The sequence below is a fragment of the Crocinitomicaceae bacterium genome (genome assembly GCA_016708105.1).
GTDB lineage: Bacteria > Bacteroidota > Bacteroidia > Flavobacteriales_D > Crocinitomicaceae > JADJGJ01.
The window spans coordinates 200,837-222,079 of sequence record JADJGJ010000004.1; the positions used below are offsets into that span (position 1 = coordinate 200,837).

Genomic DNA, 21,243 nt, shown 5'->3' on the forward strand with positions numbered 1-21,243 from the left:
CTTCTTTGTTTTTACCTGTCTTCTTGCATTAGATTCTTACCTACATATAATCAAATTCAGTGTTGGTTCAAGCTGATGGTGTTTTCGAGAGTTAGCACATTTGACGAACATAATTTGTATCTTTCGGGTGTGCTCAAAACTCTATTTTTTTGGATATTCTCTAGCTTGACCGGTGCGTTGTTTTGTCAAACAAATGCATATCTGGATCAGCTTGATCAGCGGGTTGATGAGAATCCTGATTCTGTGCAGACAATTGTCTTGCAAAATCTTGAAGAGACCTCTGACATCCGTAAAAAAATTCCATTGTATCATTTACTCGGTCAATGTTTTTTGATTCAAAACCTGCCTGATTCGGCGCTTTATTATCTGCACATTGAAGATTCTCTTTTAGATAACTATGCTTACTACCCGGCTGCCGCTAAAAATAAAGCGTTGATTGCGGATGTTTATTACGATTCAGGAAAACTTACCATTGCTGAAAAATTTTATACAGAAGCACTCTCATACGCTGAACACACCAAGGACTACGCTTTGATTTGTGGTGCTTTGCTTGATTGCGGTTGGATAGCGCGCGAGCAAGGCAGACATGCACAGGCGCTTGATTATTATTTCAGATCCATTCAATTGGCTCAAATGAATAAGGATGAAATTCTGCTTGCTAATGCTTATGGAAAAATTGCCATTGTATACAACGTGGCGGGTGATCTTGTTCAGGCGCGCAGCTATTATTATCAGTCAATGAATATTTATTATAAGCACCGCATGATGGCAAACGTGGGCACCCTGTATAATAATATAGGCCTTATGCATGAATACGCTGCTGATTACGATAGTGCCATTTGGTTTTTTGAAAAAGCAAAACATATTTCTGACTCTCTACATGATGAGCGCGGAGTAGCTATTGCGAATGAGAATATCGGCCTGATGTATTATCAGAAAAAACAAAATCTAAATGAGGCATTGGTTATGCTGAACAACAGTCTCACCACGTGGCGGAACGAGCAAGATATTTTTGGTCAATGTCAAACCCTGATCTATATGATTTACATCTACCGCCTTCAAGGGTTGCATCAAACTGCGTTAGACTCATCATTTAGATCACTTGAAATGGCAAAGCGTGCCGGAGCAAGAGACGTGGAACTACAAGCGCTTGAACAAATTTATCTAACCTTTAATGATTTAAAACACTATGATAAAGCACTCGAATATTATTTACTCTTTGACAATTTATCAGATAGTTTAAGCGCAATGAATGCCAATTCTGAGATTGACAGGCTTGCGCTTCAACATGAATTTGAATCTAAGCAACTACAAGATTCGCTTGCCCTAGCGCTTGAGCATGAGCAAAAACAGGCGGCAATTTTGTTAGATGTTGAAACCGGTAAGTTTTGGAATAAACTCATGCTCATAATATTGCTTGCGTTGGCTTTAGTTTCAGTATTGATTTTTTATTTGGCCCGTCAACAGAGAAAAAATGCGCGTATTGTTTCTGACACCAACCTCTTGTTACAAGCTAAAAACAAAGAAATCATTGATAGTATAACGTATGCAAAAAGAATTCAAAATGCCATTTTACCGTCCTCATCTCTTATACAAAAAGTGTTCAGCAATAGCTTCGTTCTTTATAAACCAAAAGACATTGTAGCGGGAGATTTTTATTGGTACGCAGAAACCGCGCAGGGTGAAGATAAAACCGTATTTTTTGCCGTTGCCGACTGCACGGGTCACGGCGTACCCGGCGCCATGGTGAGTGTGGTTTGTAACAACGCCCTGAACCGGGTTGTGAAGGAGTTTGGGATAACTAATCCGGCTGAAATACTCAATAAGGTACGCGAAATTGTTATTTCTGAATTTGAAAAGTCGGATGAAGAAGTGAAAGACGGAATGGATATTTCACTCATCTCAATTCCTAATTACTCTCATTTTAAAAATCAATTACACGCTGGTCATCGCGCTGAATTTTATTGGGCCGGCGCAAATAATCCGCTTTGGATTTTTCGTAATCATGCTCGGTTGATTGAAGAAATCAAACCCGACAAACAACCCATTGGAAAATACACTAATTTGTTACCATTTAGTTCGCATCGTTTGCTTGTTTCTTCTCATGACAGACTCTATCTTTTCACTGATGGGTTTGCAGATCAATTTGGCGGAGAAAAAAATAAAAAAATGAAATATTCTGCTTTCAAAAATCTCATCCTTTCATCACACAATTTAACTGCGAGTGATCAGCGCGAAGCGCTTAAAAAATTTTTTATTACCTGGCGCGGGGCATTTGAGCAGGTTGATGATGTGTGTGTTGCGGGGATATTTTTTAGCTAGATAAATCCTATTCGAACTCAGGTCAAGCGCACCACTTTTTTCCTTAGCAAACTTAGCAGAAGTACACCAAACTACTTAATCCTTTTAGTTCAACGCAACCACACAGAGTTTTACCACGTCTTAATATTACGTTAATACAGGGGCTTGCCGGGCGTAGGAAACCGATAGCTTCATGCTCGGTTTTATTCTCATGTGTGTCAGGACCCATTAATATTGATTTATGCGAATTTCTATTCTCTCAATCTGCTTTATTTCTGTCTTTTCAATTACATGCTATTCTCAATCATGGCAAGATGTGGGCGGCGGAACAAACAACAGTAGTCACGGCATGTGTTTATGGGATAATAAACTAGTTGATGTAGGCAGCTTCAATAATCCTTGTCAGCGCGTTGCGTTATGGGACGGAACATCCTGGTCATGCGCCGGCGGTGGCGTCGGTCTTGTAGGCAGAGATGCGATAGAGTGGAATGGAAATTTAGTGGTTGTTGGTGACTTTTGGAATAATTTTCAACCCTGCACTGATTGTAACGGAATTGGTGTTTGGGATGGTACATCGTGGACTCCGCTAGGAACAGGATTTAATAATGATGTTTTATGTTTAGCGATATGGAATGGTGATTTAATTGCAGGCGGTGATTTCACCGAGGCAGATGGTCAGCCTTGTTCGCGCATTGCCCGATGGGACGGTACAACATGGCAACCAATTGGTGGTCCAACAGATTTTGATAATGACATTCGTTGCATGATAGAATATGATGGTGAATTGTGGGTTGGTGGTGATTTTAATAATGTGGCGGGCTGCTCAGCTTGTGATGGTTTGGTTAAGTGGGATGGTACCAACTGGGTTGGTGGTGATTCAGGAGTAGATATTCAGGGCGGTGTTGACAGCACGGTGCGTGTTCTCTACGTGAATCCAAATGACGGAAACCTATACATGGGCGGACATTTTACTGACCTGAGCATTGATGGTGTTACAACAGCTTTTAACGGAGTTGCCATGTATGACGGTTCTGTATGGACCCCTCTTGGATCTGGTGTAAACAGTTATGTGCGCGCCATTCATGAATACAATGGCAATTTGATTGTGGGCGGAGATTTTAATTCGGCAAGCGGCACATCAGCTAATAAAATTGCCAAGTGGAATCCAAATACCTCCACTTGGTCAGCAATGGGATCAGGCATGAATGATTATGTAAAATCTGCAACAGTATATAACGGCGTTTTTTACGCGGGCGGCGCATTTACTAGTGCTGACGGGCAACCAAGAGAGTATATTGCAAGTTGGTATGAGGTGCCTTCAGTGCCGCCGGTTGCAGGCATTAATTCTAGTACAGGTTCGGTTTGTGCAGGATCTTGTATTTCTTTCGCAGATTTTTCTACCAACACACCTACTTCATGGACATGGAGTTTTCCGGGCGCATCCGTGACATCATCAAACCTTCAAAATCCGGGTAGTATTTGTTATCCTAACCCCGGAACTTATACGGTCACTCTTCAGGCGTGTAATGGATCGGGATGTGATGTTGAAACCATGAATGTGACCATCAATTCTACACCCACTGTAACAGTGAATAACGCCACCATTTGTGAGGGTGAATCTGCAACACTCACTGCAACGCCATCAAGCGGTGGAGGGACATTCGCATGGTCACCGGGAGGAGCTACAACTTCAAGCATTACGGTGAATCCAACCGGCTCAACTTCATATAGTGTTGTTTACACGTTGAATGGTTGCGCAAGCATTTCGTCTGCAGGTAATGTTGCCGTGAATGAAGTTCCTAGTGTTACCGTTTCATCATCATCGTCTATTATTTGCAGCGGCAATTCTGTTACGCTCACAGCAACACCCTCTGTTGGTGGTGGAACATATAGCTGGTCACCTGGAGGAGCAAGTTCAACAGTTATTAATGAAAGCCCTTCAACCACTACCACCTATACCGTATCATACAGCTTGAACGGTTGTGACGCACCTGATGCTAACGCCACCATAACCGTGAATCAAACGCCAAGTGTGAGTGTAAACGATGAAACTATTTGTGATGGTACAACCGTTACGCTTACCGCAATTCCAAGCGCTGGAGGTGGAACATATTTGTGGAACCCCGGCGGACAAACGAACCAGAGCATTGATGTTAATCCATCATCTAGTACAAATTATTCTGTTGTATATACACTAAACGGGTGTGAATCAACCATAGCAACATCCGACGTAACCGTAATTGCACAACCAACTGTTGACGTAAATGATGAAACTATTTGTTCAGGCAACAGCGTACTATTAACAGCAAGTCCAAGTTCTGGGGGTGGTTCATTTCTCTGGAGCCCCGGCGGAGAAACTACTTCAAGCATTAACGTAAATCCGGGAAGTACTTCAACTTTTACCGTAACTTATACTGTTAACGGTTGTGCCGACGCCACAGATATTTCAACAGTCATCGTGAATGAAACACCAACCGTAAGCGTTAACAACGAAACACTTTGTGCAGGTGAGTCAACCGCCCTATCAGCGTTGCCATCAGTGATTGGCGGAACATATCTTTGGAGTCCTGGTGGAGAAACTTCTGCAAATATTTTAGTTAGTCCGTCAAGCACATCATCTTATTCTGTTGTATATACATTGAACGGTTGCTCAAGCGCAGCGGCAATGGGCACGGTTACAGTTAATCCTATGCCTGACATTACAGTTACAGAAAATAATTTTGTGCTTAGTTCAAACCAAACCGGTGCTGCGTACCAATGGCTTGACTGTGAAAATATGTCTGAAATAACCGGCGAAACCAGCGCAAATTTCAATCCTGCAGGTGATGGTGATTATGCGGTTGTGATTACGCTCAACGGCTGTGTTGATACGTCGGCTTGCTCAACAATTTATGGAATGCAAATCAAAAATATTGAGTCAGGGCTTTTAACCATTTATCCCAATCCCTTTCATGATTCCTTTAGTGTTGAACTTAATGGAGACATGATTGGTCAAACAATGATCATTTCAGATGCGTCCGGTAAGGTTGTGGCGCAAATCATTGTTTCTAACGCCCATTTCATCGTTTCTGCAGAAAATTTTTCTCCAGGGGTGTATTATGCAAGTGTTCAAAACTCCGGTCTAACCATTCGTTTAATCAAGTTGTAGTTTTTTAGCCTCACTTGGCAAGTTGTTTCACTGATGATTTTGCACTAAACTGCATTACCTTTGTCTGAAATTTACACATGCGCACACGATTAATTGTTCTGGTAATTATACTTGCGGTTGGGATGCTCATTGCGGGTTTGATAAATAGGTATTATTACTCTGAAGAATATAGAAATCCTGAAAATCAACTTGCTGTTATTAATCCGGCTGATGTGAATGCCTCGCTGGTAGATTCATCCATAGCTCACGTTTCAGAAGGACACACCGTGAGTGATTTTTCATTTGTGAATCAATTAGGTGACACCATTACCCAGCAAGACTTGAAAGGTAAAATTTATGTAGCCGATTTCTTTTTTACTACCTGTGGTAGCATCTGTCCAAAAATGACAAAACAATTACAGCGTGTCCAGCAAGAATTCAGTGGAGATGAAACCTTTAAAATTCTTAGTCACACCGTAAATCCAAAAATTGATACGGTTGAAGTGATGAAGATTTATGCTGATAAATTTAATGCTGATCACAAGCAATGGTGGTTTCTTACCGGCTCAAAGGAATCTCTTTATCTGATGGCTCGCAAATCATATCTTGTTGTGCCTGATCAAAATGATTCAAATTTTAAACATGGTGATGAATCAGATTTCATTCACACTGAAAATTTTGTTTTAATTGATCCTGATAAACGCATACGCGGAATGTATGATGGCACAAATCCGGATGAAGTATCAAAATTGATTCAAGATATTCACGACTTGAAGCGAGAGTACAAACAATAGAAATATGCCTGTATATCACAAACAAATTGATAATCCCGGATACTGGCTTTTTTTAAAAAATTTTTAGAGCAGATTTAATACCATTAGCTATTATAGAATAGTCTGATATTAACAAGTAAATTGTCAATATCTTTTCTTGAACTATATTAGACTAATGTATATATGCTATATATTTGAGGTATGGCAAATGCACTCTCTATTACGGTGAAAGAATCGCTTAAGGACTTAAGAAGTCTCTTAAAAATCTGCAGACCACCACGGTCCGAAAATAAAAATGCTTATTGAGATCAAGCGTTCTGATCGAGCATTAGGCAAGAATGAATTAGCGGAACTGATAGGTGTAAATCACAACAGTATTCAGACATGGCGGACTAAATATCAAAAGGGCGGTATATCCGAATTATTAAAGGATGGTAGAATTGGATTTAAGCCCTCCATAATAAGTAAGTCTTGCATAAGAAAATTAAATTGAAGCTTTGTTCAGAGGATGCCGCATTTTCAAGCTACAAACAATTACATGCGGGTGGAAAATAATTTTATTAAAGGAGTTAATTACAACAGCTTGCGTCATTATGTTAAAAGGCACTTTGGCGCATCGTTAAAAGTACCCCGCAAGAGTCATATTAAAAGGATAAAGAAGCGGTTGCTACTTTTAAAAAACTTCAAACGAATCTGTAAAGACAAAGTAAAACCACTATTGGGATGCTATAAAAGCATTAATATTTATTGCATAGGGAGAGTCGATTTGGACTACTCACAAGAACAGGGCGGGTTCTAACAGCAAAGGGGGTAAAACCCGTTTGTACTTATCAACACAAATTCGAAAACACATACCTATATGGAGCATTCTCACCAATAAATGGAGATAGCTTTTGTTGGAACTGCCTTATTGTAATACAGATTGCTTTCAATATTTTATTCAAGAATTATCAAAGCAGAATCCAAAAGAACTTAAACTAATCGTGCTTGACAACGGAGCCTTCCATAAGGCAAAGAAACTAATCATACCCGAGAATATCATTTTAATTTTTCTGCCGCCTTATAGTCCAGAACTAAACCCCGCCGAGAAAATTTGGTGGCAACTCAAACAAGAGTTCGTTTGCAAATCCTTTAATACCATCGATCAATTGGGCAAACACTTAGCCAAGGTTGTGAGGAGAATAATTACAACAAAAACAGTAAAGAAAATTTGTTCCTTCAAATATTTATTATGCTCTTTTTAGACTAAATTATATTGGCTAATGGTATAATTTCTGCAGCAATTCATCTTTGTAAGAACCGCCAATTGGAACAACTTTTTTGTCGTTTTCAAGATAGAGATTAGGGTATTCAATAGACGCTATTTTAGAAACGCGTACGATGAAAGAACGGTGAACACGGATGAAAGCCTCAGGCGATAATTTACTGATGATATCTTTCATGGTAGAGTGAATAGTGTATCGGGCGTCAAGCGTGTTGATCACTACATAATCTTTCAGTGCCTCTACGAAATAAATATCTTCAGTTTTTATTTTTACCAAACGACTTTTTGATTTGACAAAAATAAACTCACGTGAATCTTTATTTTCAATGAGAGAATAAAACAAATCACGTTCTTTTAAAACTTCTTTTTCTTTTGAATACTTATACAAAGCCATTTCAATAGACGTGTGTAAATCTACTTCTTTGAAGGGCTTAATAATGTATCCGTAAGGCTCAGTAACTTTAGCTTTTGCAAGAGTTGATTCATCAGCATAAGCAGTGAGATAGATAACCGGAATGTGCAATTCTGCTTTTACTTTTTCAGCTGTTTCAATGCCGTTCATTTCACCTTTCAACATAATGTCCATCAAAATGATGTCAGGTTGTTTTTCAACGGCCAGTTCAAAAGCTTTCTCTCCGGTTGATGCTGCACCAACAACGTTGTAGCCCAATTTTTTTAAACTGTGCTGAATATCTTTAGAAACTATACTTTCGTCTTCAACTACAAGTACGTTGGTTTTTGCCATAGTTACACTTCTTGCATTTCAAAGGTAATATAAAATTTGGTTCCGCCATGCGTTTTAAGGCTTAGTTGTCCGTCAAGCTGATCAACCAGAGTAAATACCAAACTCAAACCGAGAGAGTCAGAGTTTTCAATATCAAAATTTTCAGGCAAGCCAACACCAAAATCTTCAACAGATAATTGCAGTTTACCTTCGTTTTCTTTTACTCCAATGATAATTTTTCCTTTTTGGCTGGCAGGATAAGCATATTTCAACGAATTAGACACCAGCTCATTCAATATCAAACCACAAGGTATTGCCTGATCTAATGCTAATTTTACTTGTTGCAAATCAAACTCCAGGCTAATTTTATCAGTAAACAACTGGTATGAATGCACTAAGTTTTGAACTAAATTTTTTATGTAGTCAGAAAAATTGATACTTGAAAAATCTTTTGTTTGATATAGTGATTCATGAATATATGACATGGAGCGAATGCGGTTCTGGCTTTCATTTATGATCTCCAGCGTACGTTCATCTTGCACGTATGATGATTGCAAATTGAGAATGCTATTAATCACCTGCAAATTGTTTTTTACCCGATGGTGTACCTCTTTAAGCAGAATTTCTTTTTCGCGCACTGATTCTTCAAGCTTTGCTTCATATTCTATTGTGTCGGTAATGTTACGGGCTAAAACAATCACCTCATCGTCATTTAATTTAGAAAACCTGAATTCATAATACAGTTCAGCGTTTCCTCCTATACCTGAAATATTCATGTTATCTGCAATCAAATCTCCACTGTACATCGCTTTGGTTGCCATTAACACCATGTTTTCAGCCACCTCTAAATTGTTAAATACCTCCATGATATTTTTACCAACCGGGTTATTTATTTCAAGATATGCTATAAACTCGTCTTTCTGGTAAGCTGAATTTATTTTATAATCAGTGAATATTCCCATGCCGTTTACCTTAAATAAAATATCAGGTAGCGCTTGTAGGATGGCGCGGTTATTAGCTTCACTGATTCTTATTCTTCTTTGGCCAATTATTTTGTCAGTTATCTCGTGCGAGATAAAAGATATTTCGCGTGTTTTTCTGGTGCCAATTTTAACCGGATTCAAGAAAGATTCAACCCAAATTTCTTTACCTTGCTGATCATTAAAATGGCTGATCATTTCAAGCGTTTCGCCCTGCAAAGCTCTGTTTAGTTTTGATTCTATGATTTCACGCGCATCAGGCACAGGCATGAAAATATCTAAAAAGCTATCTCCTGGTTTTACCTGTTTTGAAAACCATTTTTCAATTGATTTTCTAAAGTTTTCATTGAATGATGTCAACCTGAATTTTTCATCAATGGAAAGAATGTATAGATTGTATGAACTTTCAAACAAAGCATTGAGCCAATATGTTTTTGCCAATAATTCTGCTTGCGTTTTTTTATGACTTTCAATTTCTTGCTGAAGTTGCAGGTTTGATTCTTCAGCAAGTTCAGCGCGCATTTTTTGCATGTTGTATTCTGATTGCAGCGTAATATCATGCAACATAATTAAATCAGATTTTTCAGTCTGATAGGTGGTTTTAACCACGTTGACGCTGTACTTTCTGGTTTCACCGTTTTTATTGAAAATCATTTCAGTGAATGCATCGTCTTGTGTGTTGTTTTCATTCAACATGTCAAGTAATACATACTTTTGTTCACTAGAAAATATTTCTTGCAGTTTTTCTGACTGATCATTCAACATGGTGTGATAAAACACCCTGCCGGCTTCATTGGTGTAAACCAATTTATTTTTTGTGAAAACCAATATGGCGTTTGGTGAATTATCTACAATGCTTTTAAAAGATTCCTGACTATTTTTCAAGGCCTCTTCACTTCTTCTTCGTTCAGAAATATCTTTGATAAAAAGTTGTACCACGTGTTGATGTTCAAGTGAAATACCAATCAATGTCAGTTCAGCTAAAAACTGTTTACCATCAAAGCGTTTAAATGCTAATTCTGTTTCTATTTTATTGTTTGATTCGCTTGCTGAAATTAAAAATTCATGCAGTGTTTGATAATTATCAGTAAGCAATTTTAGTTCAGTCCCCGCTAATTGTTCATCACTTGCTTTAAACAAGTTTTTACTTGCCGGATTAAAATCAATCAATCTATATTCATCACTAATTTTTGTTACCAGAATAATTCCGGCGTTTGCCTCATCAAACACCAGTCTATATTTTAACTCACTTTGTCTAAGCGCTGCAGCTGTTTCGGTGGTTTCGGTTACATCAATCAGGGTACCCTCAATGATGTTCATGTTCCCGTCTTCATCAGGCGAAATACTCACATTGTTGTTAACGTAAATTTTTTTTCCATCGCGTCTGCGCAATACAGTAATGAAATTATTGAGCGACCCCTCTTTGCGCAATTTTTCAATGTAATCCGGTCTGCCTTCTTGATTATAATAGATGTCTTTTACGTTGAGTTTTTTTAATTCTTCTGGTGAATTATAACCCATTATTCGTGCAAATGCCGGATTTACTTCAAGTATGGTGCCATCAACATGTGTTTTGTACACCCCAGCCATGTTGCGTTCAAATATTTTTTTGTACAATTCTCCGGTACGTTGCACTTTGTCAAGTGATTCAATTTGTTCAGTCACGTCGGTAACTATCCCAAACAAATGAATGGAGTTATCGTTTTTAAAATTTTTTGGAAATATTTTCTCTTCAACCCAACGCGTCTTACCATTTTTTATAATTCTGTATTTTATTCGGTTATCTGAGCATGTTGTGATTACATCCTGATATCTCATGGATACTTCTTCACGGTCTTTGTGATATATGATTTCATTTATTCTACCTGACTTGGTGAGGGTAATGTAATCTTCTTGACTTATTCCAAAAACCTCATTCACTTTAGCAGACACATATAAGACTTGGCTATCACCGTCGGGCAGCACGGCCACATTGAATACAAATGAATTAATATTATCTAATACTTTAGAAATGTTCTCTCTGCTCTCAATTATTTTTTGCTCAAATTCTTTTTGTCCCCTAATTGATCTGGCGGTTAGAATATATACCTGTTTCTCAAAATATGCAGAGGCACGTAGGTTTAATTCTAATGGTTCTATTCCACCATCTTTTTGCGAATTAACATATAACACAATCCTTTTTCTTGTGGTGCCTTTCGGTTGGTTGCTGTGCGCAATTAAGTCATCAAAAATTGATTTATCTGCCGCAAAAATTTCGTGTATTTTTTTTTGTTCAATATTTTTTATTTCACCAATAAATTGCGCTGCCGCCTCATTAATTTCAAGCACTTGCAGGTTTTGGTCCAAAACATATACTTGTTCTGTAAGGTCAGAAAATAGGTTTCGGTAACTTTCTTCAGCCAGTTTATTGGCTGTTGATAAACGATGTCTCCATGATGAAAAGGTGGTAATAATTACCCCGATGAAAAAGACATAAAACGCATTGAGCAATTCAATACCCGGCAATGACAACCACAATACAATGAGGCTTGCCACCAGCGTGCTGAAATAAATAATAGTAACTATTGGATTAATGAGCAGGATGGCGCCAATCATAGCGCTGATGATAAAGCTAATCAAGGCATCGTCTGTTTTTGCATCAACGTACCAAAGCAGTGAGGGCAAACTAAATGCCACAATAAATATCCAATGAATGAGTAAAAAGCGTTCTTGAGCTCTTCTGCTTTTTCTAAAGATGATTACGTAAGTGCATATCAAAATTGAAATAATTGCCTGAATATATTGATATGAACTAAGTGGTAGTATTTTTTGCGATCCCAGGCCCACGTAAAGCAGTATTCCTGGTAGAACAAAGATGGAGGCGTTTTTATAAAAAGAAAATACAATCCTGCTGAACTCAGGGTCTAAAAATTTTTTTTTATTTATGACATATTCATTCATAAATTCAATACTTCCACAGGGGTAACCTTGAAACCGTTGATTTTAATTATTTCTCCGTTTTTATAAATGATTTCTTCTGTTTTTTCTCCCATTTGATCATAGGTGCGCCAAAATCCATGCTTCACACCACCCACATATTTTCCACTCATCTTTTTTATTCCGTTTTGATGATACCAAGTGTGTTTTCCTTTAGGTGTGCCCTCTTCAAACTGACCGGTAAAGGCAATTTTTCCGTTTAAGTAATAGTGAATCCATAAACCGTTGGGCTGCCCTACAGTGAATGAGCCTACCTCTTTATGATCTCCAACTTGATAAAACCATTCTCCTTCTTGTAAGCCGGCATAATATTCTCCTCTGGCTATTTCATTTCCTACAGAATCAAATTCTGTCATCATACCCTCAAGCAAACCGTAAGCATTATAAGTTTCTGTTCTTCCTAATTGTCCGTTTGGATAATACCAATTCCACATACCAAATGGAATATCTTTCCTATATTTTCCCTCTTGTTCTTTTTTGCCATTTTCATAATAGTATACCCAGGCGTCTTCTTTCACACCATTGTTGTATGTGCCGGTGCATTTTATTTTTTGTGAACGATAGTAGAAAGTCCATTGTCCTGTTCGGGTTCCATCATACAATATCATACCCTCTGCCACTAGTGTATCTTGTTCATATAAATAACCATTCACCAGGGTTCCGTCTTCACTGTATTCTCTGAAAATTCCGTTTTTTAATCCATTGGTCATACCGCCAATTAGTTTGGTTTTTCCACCGGGATAATATTCTTTGTACAACTCAATAAGTCCAATATCAGAAATCGTGCTGGTGCTATCACTTGTCATGTCTTGCATTGAGATGAGTTTTCCTTTTGGGTTATATAATTTTTCAATGCCTGATTTTTGTCCGTTTCTATATGCGGTTTCACTTTTAATGGTGCCGTCTCCGTAATATTCTCGCCATACTCCGGTTTTTTCACCGTATTCATTGAGGCGGTTGTATTCTTCTCGTTTTTTTAGATATCCATGATCGTAAATTTCTTCTGTTATGATGTTACCGGCTGTATTATATTCAACCGCAAGGCCTGTTTCTTGCCCATCAGCGAACTGAATTGTTTTTTTAATGTTCCCGTTTGGATAATACCACATCTGTTCGCCTTGAAGCACATCATTGACATAAAACATTTCTACTACAACTAACCCAAGTGTATCAAACTTAACCGCGCAGCCGTTTTTTTTATCGTTTACATATTCGTATTGTGTTGTTTTGCGCCCTTGTTCATCATAAAACACCCAGGTGCTATCAGAAAGCCCTGCGCGTTTTTTGCCTATTGATTTTAATACACCTGTTTCATAATATGCTTTCCATACGCCTTCAGGTTTTCCATTAACAAACATTCCTTCACTGGCCACCGCGCCGCCGGGGAAGTAGAAAATGTTATATCCATTATTATTTATGTCCTGGGCGAAAATTTTGTTAATAACTAAGGCAAATAATAAAAAAATATAAATCTTCTTTTTTTTGAAAATCTGAAAGGAAAGTATGTTATAGTTATTAGGGCTGTTCATTTGTTCAAAACTCGGGGGCAGGAATTTGGATTTTAAAGGTATGTCTTTTTTTGAATACATTATCAACAGGCATCACTTAGTCTAAACTCTTGTTGCTGTTAGTGATTCGCTTTTATAAACAATATGGTTGTTTGGTGATCTTGTGAATAAATACCGTGTTATCAATTATTTTTTTGTGTGTGTAAGTGGCTCTTAAGTTTTATTGTTTCAAACAGCAACAATTGAATTATTTGTATAGCTGAAATTAATTTCTGATAAACAAAGATTTTTCTGTTTTTTTATTGCACATGTTATAAAGCCCGATTAACATTTAGTTTAACAAGTTATGAAGGTTATTTGTTTAAGCAGGCACAGTTGAAAATTAACCCTATGAAATCAAGGTAAACAAAACTGAAACTAGTAGCTTTGAAAAAAAATAACAACATGTCAAAACTTGTACCTATTGGCTGTGATCATGCCGGTTATGAATTGAAAGAGGCAATCAAACAACATCTTATTCAAAAAGGTTATGAAGTACAAGATGTTGGTGCGTATAGTACTGAAAGTATTGATTATCCTGATTATGGTCATCCCGTAGCTCATTTAGTTGAAAGCAATATTGGCATGTTAGGTATTGTTATTTGCGGCAGCGGCAACGGAATAAATATGACCGTGAATAAACACCAAGGAATACGATCAGCACTTTGCTGGAACAAAGAAATAGCTGCATTAGCAAGACAACATAATAACGCCAACATCATTGCCTTACCTGCCCGTTTTATTTCAGTGGCTGATGGTATTGAAATGGTAGATACTTTCTTTAATACAGATTTTGAAGGAGGCAGGCACCAAAAGAGAATAGATAAAATTCCTTGTTAGGTTGAATTTATATTAGCTTATAATCTTCAATTAAGCAGATTACTGAGAATAAAAGCAGAAATTATTCTTTAATTAAAGCATCAACAAAGGCATTTGTTTCTGAAACAAAGTTTGTGTAGTATTGCCCAGTGCCGGGTCCGCTAAAGCCGGTATGTATTTTACGTACACTACCTTTTTTATCAAGAAAAATCAAAGTGGGAAAAGAACTGATATTATTAAGTTGAGGGAATAATTCAGCAGCACATAATTTACAGGCATCGCCGCCTATTAAAAATGTAAAAGGCAAATCAAGAGACTCTTTATATTTTGTCACTTTTTCAATCTTTCCTTCCACTGTTTTTTGAGTTTCAAACGTGATTGATATAATAGCTAACTCATTTTTATAACTAGCATACAAATCTTTCAGATAATTACTTTCATCAAGGCAATTTGGACACCAAGTGCCCATTAATTGTATTAATACAACTTTATTTTTTAATGATTCATTAGGATACGTATAGGTTGTACCATCAATATTTTGCAGTTGAAAACTGATGGGTTTTTCATTCACCATAAAAGTTAACGAGTCAGGATCAGAAAGTTCAAAATCATCATTAGGCACAGCCATCCATGTAGTTTTATAATGGTTACCTGAATGAAAATCACCCCAAAGCGTATCGTTTTTTAATTGAGCTCTGAATAAAAAAGCATGTGATCCATCAAAGCATGAGAGATATAAACTATCACCTACTGTTGCTCCGGATAAAAATCTATAATCTCCGGTTTCAGTGAGAAAAGTGCCGTGCAATAAATTCGTGTTTTGCTCTGAGTTAGGATAGTTAAATAAGCCAATTGCTTTTTCAGACTCTCCTTTATAATCAAAGGTTACTTCCCATTTTCTATGATTCAATAACTGTTTTGAATCCAGAGGATAATAAGCGTCGCTTGTATAATGGGATGTAAATTTTACATGGTAGGTATCAGATTTTGCTTTGTTATACCAGGCGCCCTCAATATGAGTTTTATCCACTATGATAAAGCATAATTCTGAATCAAATGTTGGAAACCTGACAACAATTGAATCACCCGTTTGTTTGATATCTTGCAGGTGAATTGACTCAAAACCGTTATAAATTATGAGCTCACCGGGCTTTCCTTTTTCAAATTGGAATATAGAAGGTAGTATAATGTTTTGAGCTAATTCAAATTGGGTAAGCCATGTGCCGTATTTAATTTTGGCAGCAAACCCTTGAGTTGATATAAGGCATACCAACAATAAGCAGCGATGTAATGCGTTTCTAATCATTGTATAATACTCTCTAAAACAGAGTATTGATAGGGTTTTTACGGGTGTTAACTGTGATAAAGATAGAATTTTTGAAAAAAATCTCAAGCCCCGTGCAACTTTTAATTGGTTATATTGGTCTCTATTATTGAAAGCTTAAGCATGACGGATGAACAACTAGTGAAAGAATGTGTGTCCGGTAATACGATTGCTCAGAGAAAGTTCTATGATTTGTTTGCAAAAAAAATGATGGGTGTATGCCTGCGCTATACTAATAATATTGAGGAAGCACAGGATGTATTGCAAGATGGATTTATTAAAATTTTTGGCAAACTGCATGATTTTGAAAGTAAAGGTTCTTTGGAAGGTTGGGTCAGACGCATTATGGTGAATACCGCTTTGGATCACTACCGCAAAAATAAAAAGCATCAGAATGATTTAGATGTGGATGTGGTTGGATACAAGCTTGAAAAAGATGATTACATAATTGAAGCCATAACGGCTGAAGACTTACTTAAAATAATTCAGGCCATTCCTGAAGGATACCGGCTGGTGTTTAACTTGTTTGCTATTGAAGGTTATTCACACAAAGAAATTGCTGAGCGATTAGGCGTTACTGAGAGTACATCAAAATCTCAATACTCTAGGGCTAAAAGCCTATTAAGAAGATTGTTGATTGAAAATAATATTGTAGAAGAAAGTGAAAGAGAATACTAACATAGAAGATTTATTCAGACAGAAGTTTGAGAACTTCCAGCCACAGGTTGATCCTAGTGTTTGGGCAGGCATACAGTCTGGTGTGGCTACTACTACAGCGGTTACAACCGGCATGTCTGCCATGCTAAAAATTGGTTTGGTTTCAGGAGGTATTATTGCAGCTTCAGTTGCAACTTGGTATTTCGGTTTTTATGAATCTAATCAAAATCAATCTCTTCCGGCTCAACAAAACGTGACAGAAGTTTTGCCTGATGAACAATCGGAAAATGAACAACCACTAATCATTGTAAACGATGTGAATGATCCGGTAATCCAAGAAAACAGAGAAAAAATTGAAAAAGAATTGAGAAACAACCATCTTGATCAGTCTAATACAAATACATCAGGATTTAATACAACGCAAAATACAAATACTATTAATGGTTCAACAGAAACCAACACCAATATTCAAACACAACCTGAATCTCAGTATACTGAAAACAATACCGTGGTTGAAATTGAAGAGATTGAGCTGAAAGAAAAATTGGTGCCAACAGGAAGAATGGAAATTGATCAGCAAAGCAATTACGTACCCGCACAAGTAAGTTTTGTTTCAAATGCCCGCAATCAAAAAGAAGTTAAATGGTATTTTGGTGACGGAACAGAAACAACCGGTAATGAAACAAAACATACCTATACACAACCCGGTAAGTACACGGTAAAAATGGTAGTGGTGGGTTCTGATAAAATCAATTATGAAGAATCACAAGAAATTGTGGTTGCCAGCAAATCAAGTATAGACAATGTGCCAAACGTTATTACACCAAATGGTGATCGTATTAATGACGTGTTCAGTATTAAAGCAACCAATATTGAAACATTCATGATCAGCATTCGTGATCAACGGGGTAATGAAATTTACTCATCTCAAGATGTTGATTTCACTTGGGAAGGAACCGATTATGATGGAAATGTTGTAGAAAAAGGAATGTATACCTATCAAATCATTGCTGAAGGAACTGACGGTAGCGTAATCAAATTGCCGGGGTTAATCTACGTTGAATAAAGAGTTTATTTATTCTAAAATCTGAGAGTGGGTGTTTAGTATTTAAGCACCCATTTTTCATTTTCATAAACGTATTCACCAACATTCAGATTTTGCTCTTTAAACAAGCTGCGCGAATCAGAAATGAACAGTTTCATTTGATTATAACTAGTTTCTCCGTCAAAAAATTCAGGCTTGTTTTCATACTTTGCGGCGGGTAAAATATAATATTTCTTGCTGCCGTTTTCTATAGGAGTGTACACCCAGGTTAATATGTGTCCGGCTTCTGAAATAAAGGTGGTGCCGGATTCTTTTGTTAAGGTTAATTTAATCATGGCGCCGCCGTCTTTTTTCCGGTCGCGTTGATTTGAAACAAAATTACCCAATGAATACACAATTAATTTTTCTTGCCCTTTTGCATCTGTTTGCTTTTCAAGTACCATCTTTTGTAATACATGTGGATGTGACCCAATAATAATATCCGCACCCTGTTCAAATAAATATTTACCCATGTTAATTTGCCAGGTGCCTGCGTTTGATTCATATTCATTTCCCCAATGGGTAACAACAATAATTTTATCTGCCTTTCTTGTTTTAGCAATCTCCATGTCTTTTGCAATTTGCTCTTTATCCAAAAGATTCACAATGGTTGGTGCAGGCACGTTGATTCCGTTTGTTCCATAGGTGTAGTTAAGAATAGCAAACCTGAAACAATCATGCTCAATAATAAAGGGTGTGGTTGTTTTTCTTTCAACAGAATCACGATAAGTGCCCGTGTGTAAAATTTGGAGTGAGTCAAGTACGTCTAATGTTCTCACAATACCCTGCCCCCCCCTATCACAACTGTGATTATTTGCGGTAACAAAAATATCTACACCGGCATTTTTACAACCTACCGCTAATTCATCAGGTGAACTAAACTGAGGATATCCGCTATAGGGAGGCCCTGCTAAGGTTACTTCCAAATTAGCAATGGTATAATCTGCATCACGCATCTCGTCTTGTATGTATTTAAAGCAATGGTTGTAATCATACGTATTACTGTTTTTGTCAAGTGCTGATGTTATTTGTGGGCCGTGTCCCATCACATCGCCTATGAAAAGCAAACTCACCTTTCCACTGGTGGTATCAGGGTTTGATTGGCTATAGCTTAATGAATAAACGGCAATGACAAGCAATAATGAGAATATAGTTTTCATAATCAAATACAAGTATTTATCTGTGTTCTGTACGAATTAAATGCCAAATTGATACATCAGCGCAAATAATTACTCAAGTAACTCTTAGAATAAATTGCAGCAAGTGTATGATGATATGTTGGAATTGTAGTTTAATTTTGACTTAGTGATGAAGCATTTGTTTTTTGTTGTATTTATTTTTTGGTCGTTGATCTCTCTGGGTCAAACTGACAGCGCCCGATTGGTTTTTGAACCGGTGGGCGGCATTTTTGATAAGCCTCAGCAAATTACCTTGTCTTCTGAATTAGTTAATGCCCGCATCTATTATACAATAGATGGTTCTACCCCAACATCAGCATCAATAAAATACACCAAGCCTATAAGTGTGAGTACGGTTGCTGTAATACGCGCTGTGGCTTATGGTGATAACGGTCAGTCACGGGTAATTACTAATTCATATTTCTGTGATAGAAAATACACCTTGCCAATTGTTTCAATTACTACTGATCCGGCTAATTTATGGGATTACGCAAGCGGAATTTACGTGATGGGTTGTTGTGCTGATACCGTGCCGCCTTATCTAGGCGCAAATTTTTGGTATGACTGGGAACGTAAAGCAAATGTAGAAATGTATGAACCTACCGGTGAATGTGCATTTAACCAGGTTGCCGGTATTGGGGTATTTGGTGGTTTCAGTAAGGGGTTACCACAAAAATCTCTCTACGTTACAGCGCGTGATAAATACGGTAAGGATCGTTTTGAATATCCTATTTTCCCTGAAAGAAAGATGGATTCATACAAATCATTTGTATTGAGAAATGCCGGTGGTGATTTTGGTAAAACACATTTTCGTGATGCGTTCATGACTCAACTTGCAAAGCCTACAGGTCTCGCAATTCAGGCATATAGGCCGGCAATTGTTTTTCTCAATGGTCAATATTGGGGCATTCAAAACCTGAGAGAAAAAGTAAACGAACATTATTTGGAAGATAATTTTGGAATTGATAAAGACAATGTGGATTTAATGGAGCACAGAGATGGTGCTAAGCACGGCAACTCAAAAGCATATAAGTATCTTCTCAATTTTCTAGCAAACAAAGATCTGAAAGATGATCAGGTGATTGAAGAATTAAGAAAACTCATGGATATTGAAAATTATATGAGTTACAACATAGCTGAAATCTATTCTGACAACAGAGATGCCGGGGGGAATATCAGATATTACAAAGAGAGAAATGATTCTTCTCAATGGCGCTGGATTTTTTATGATACTGAGATGGGATTAGGCAATAACAACCCGAACGGATATAAAAATAATACGCTCAAAAAATTTACCTCGGTCAACAATGAAATATGGCCTGATCCACCTTGGTCAACATTTATAATTCGCAGTTTGTTATCAAATAAAAAATTGGAAACTGAATACATAAATCTTTTTGCTGATCAGTTAAACACCGTGTATCACGCTGATACCGCTGTGCGTCTGATGAATAAAATTGCAGACGGGATTAGGGCTGAAATTCCTTTTCATCAAAAAAGATGGGGCACCACCGTAAAGGCATGGGAAGAAAACGTACAGGTATTAAAAACCTTTATTACCCGTCGCCCATACTATTTGCGCCTGTTCATCATGGAAAAATTTAATTTGGAAGACACGGCTTTTGTAAGTGTGCAATATCCTGGAAATGTTTATGGAGACATTTACCTGAACAGCCTAGAAATTAAAAGAAATTTTGAAGGTGTTTATTTCACCGGGGTGCCAATTAAAGTAACTGCAAAACCGAAACATGATTATGAATTTGTTGGCTGGAAAGGCAGAAATGAAAAGACGCCTGAACTAACAATTAATCTTTCTGAAGATGTTGAATTGGTTCCAATATTTCAGGCAAAGCGCAAGAGTGTTTGGTCAGACAGTATTATTTTCAATGAAATTTGTTTTTATCAAGCTGAATCAGATTCAACAGGTGATTGGGTTGAATTATATAATCGTTCAAGCATGTCAGTTGATTTAAGTGGTTGGGTTTTCACTGATAACGCATACAAAAAGGGATTCACCGTGCCAAACGGGGTTATTCTAAATCCGCGACATTTCAGTTTATTGGCACAGTACGCTGAACGTGTATTGTCTGATAGTGTAAGCGCGGTGGGTAATTTTGAATTCGGTCTTTCACGTAAAGGAGAGCATTTAAAATTGTATGATGCAGAGGGATATTTGGTAGATTCACTCACGTATAAGGGTTATAAAGAGGAAGAATTTAATGGTCGTTCTGGTTCCATTAGTTTGGTTCACCCTGATTCATTGCGCAGCAGCAAAACCGCTTGGATAAAAGAGGACATAAGTGCGGGCAAACATTCAAAATCATACCTTGACTACTTGCATGAACAAAAGGAAAAAGCATATTGGACAAAGGTTTTCTACATTGGAGGTGGCGGGTTTTTTTTTATATTGGCAGGTGGTCTGTTATTCTTCCGGTACTTTAAAAAGAGGCGTAATTTGAATTAATTCCCCGCGAATTCCCAACGTTCGG

The 21,243-nt window shown here is 37.4% G+C and carries 13 protein-coding genes; 8 read left to right on the top strand and 5 right to left on the bottom strand.

Features of this window, described 5'->3' with window-relative positions; genetic code table 11:
• The first annotated feature begins 129 nt into the window (after positions 1-129).
• From IPH66_16705 to IPH66_16720, 4 genes are all read left to right on the top strand, one after another.
• Positions 130-2,322, top strand: a complete 2,193-nt coding sequence (locus tag IPH66_16705) for a tetratricopeptide repeat protein (GenBank protein ID MBK7130983.1) — start codon at positions 130-132, stop codon at positions 2,320-2,322.
• 220 nt (positions 2,323-2,542) lie between these two features.
• Positions 2,543-5,449, top strand: a complete 2,907-nt coding sequence (locus IPH66_16710) for a T9SS type A sorting domain-containing protein (protein ID MBK7130984.1) — start codon at positions 2,543-2,545, stop codon at positions 5,447-5,449.
• A 77-nt stretch (positions 5,450-5,526) separates the two neighbouring features.
• The gene (locus tag IPH66_16715; protein ID MBK7130985.1) at positions 5,527-6,222 is read left to right on the top strand and encodes an SCO family protein; all 696 of its coding nucleotides are present in this window, start codon (positions 5,527-5,529) and stop codon (positions 6,220-6,222) included.
• An 875-nt stretch (positions 6,223-7,097) separates the two neighbouring features.
• Positions 7,098-7,445: a transposase gene (locus IPH66_16720; GenBank protein ID MBK7130986.1), complete on the top strand. Its 348-nt coding sequence runs from the start codon at positions 7,098-7,100 to the stop codon at positions 7,443-7,445.
• Positions 7,446-7,460: 15 nt separating this feature from the next.
• Here IPH66_16720 and IPH66_16725 read toward each other — a convergent pair whose 3' ends face one another.
• The 3 genes from IPH66_16725 to IPH66_16735 form a co-directional block, all read right to left on the bottom strand.
• Positions 7,461-8,210: a response regulator gene (locus IPH66_16725; protein ID MBK7130987.1), complete on the bottom strand. Its 750-nt coding sequence runs from the start codon at positions 8,208-8,210 to the stop codon at positions 7,461-7,463.
• Positions 8,211-8,212: 2 nt separating this feature from the next.
• A complete protein-coding gene (locus IPH66_16730) occupies positions 8,213-11,995 on the bottom strand; it encodes a PAS domain S-box protein (GenBank protein ID MBK7130988.1) in 3,783 nt (1,260 codons plus the stop codon).
• Between the two features lie 110 nt (positions 11,996-12,105).
• Complete coding sequence (locus tag IPH66_16735; GenBank protein MBK7130989.1) at positions 12,106-13,674, bottom strand: hypothetical protein; 1,569 nt, start codon at positions 13,672-13,674, stop codon at positions 12,106-12,108.
• Between the two features lie 423 nt (positions 13,675-14,097).
• Here IPH66_16735 and rpiB point away from each other — a divergent pair, with 423 nt between their 5' ends.
• Positions 14,098-14,532 carry a ribose 5-phosphate isomerase B gene (gene rpiB, locus IPH66_16740; GenBank protein ID MBK7130990.1) on the top strand — a complete coding sequence of 145 codons (435 nt, stop codon included), beginning with the start codon at positions 14,098-14,100 and terminating at the stop codon, positions 14,530-14,532.
• A gap of 61 nt (positions 14,533-14,593) precedes the next feature.
• Here the strand turns inward: rpiB and IPH66_16745 are convergent, their stop codons facing one another.
• Positions 14,594-15,817 carry a TlpA family protein disulfide reductase gene (locus IPH66_16745; protein ID MBK7130991.1) on the bottom strand — a complete coding sequence of 408 codons (1,224 nt, stop codon included), beginning with the start codon at positions 15,815-15,817 and terminating at the stop codon, positions 14,594-14,596.
• Positions 15,818-15,958: 141 nt separating this feature from the next.
• Here IPH66_16745 and IPH66_16750 point away from each other — a divergent pair, with 141 nt between their 5' ends.
• Complete coding sequence (locus IPH66_16750; GenBank protein ID MBK7130992.1) at positions 15,959-16,513, top strand: RNA polymerase sigma factor; 555 nt, start codon at positions 15,959-15,961, stop codon at positions 16,511-16,513.
• Positions 16,497-17,558: a gliding motility-associated C-terminal domain-containing protein gene (locus IPH66_16755; protein ID MBK7130993.1), complete on the top strand. Its 1,062-nt coding sequence runs from the start codon at positions 16,497-16,499 to the stop codon at positions 17,556-17,558. The genes IPH66_16750 and IPH66_16755 overlap by 17 nt, the downstream gene beginning before the upstream one ends.
• Positions 17,559-17,593: 35 nt before the next feature.
• Here IPH66_16755 and IPH66_16760 read toward each other — a convergent pair whose 3' ends face one another.
• Complete coding sequence (locus IPH66_16760; GenBank protein ID MBK7130994.1) at positions 17,594-18,736, bottom strand: CapA family protein; 1,143 nt, start codon at positions 18,734-18,736, stop codon at positions 17,594-17,596.
• 148 nt (positions 18,737-18,884) lie between these two features.
• On the opposite strand from IPH66_16760, the gene IPH66_16765 reads away from it, so the two are divergent.
• Positions 18,885-21,218, top strand: coding sequence for a CotH kinase family protein (locus IPH66_16765; GenBank protein MBK7130995.1), 2,334 nt, complete (start codon positions 18,885-18,887; stop codon positions 21,216-21,218).
• Positions 21,219-21,243: the final 25 nt, after the last annotated feature.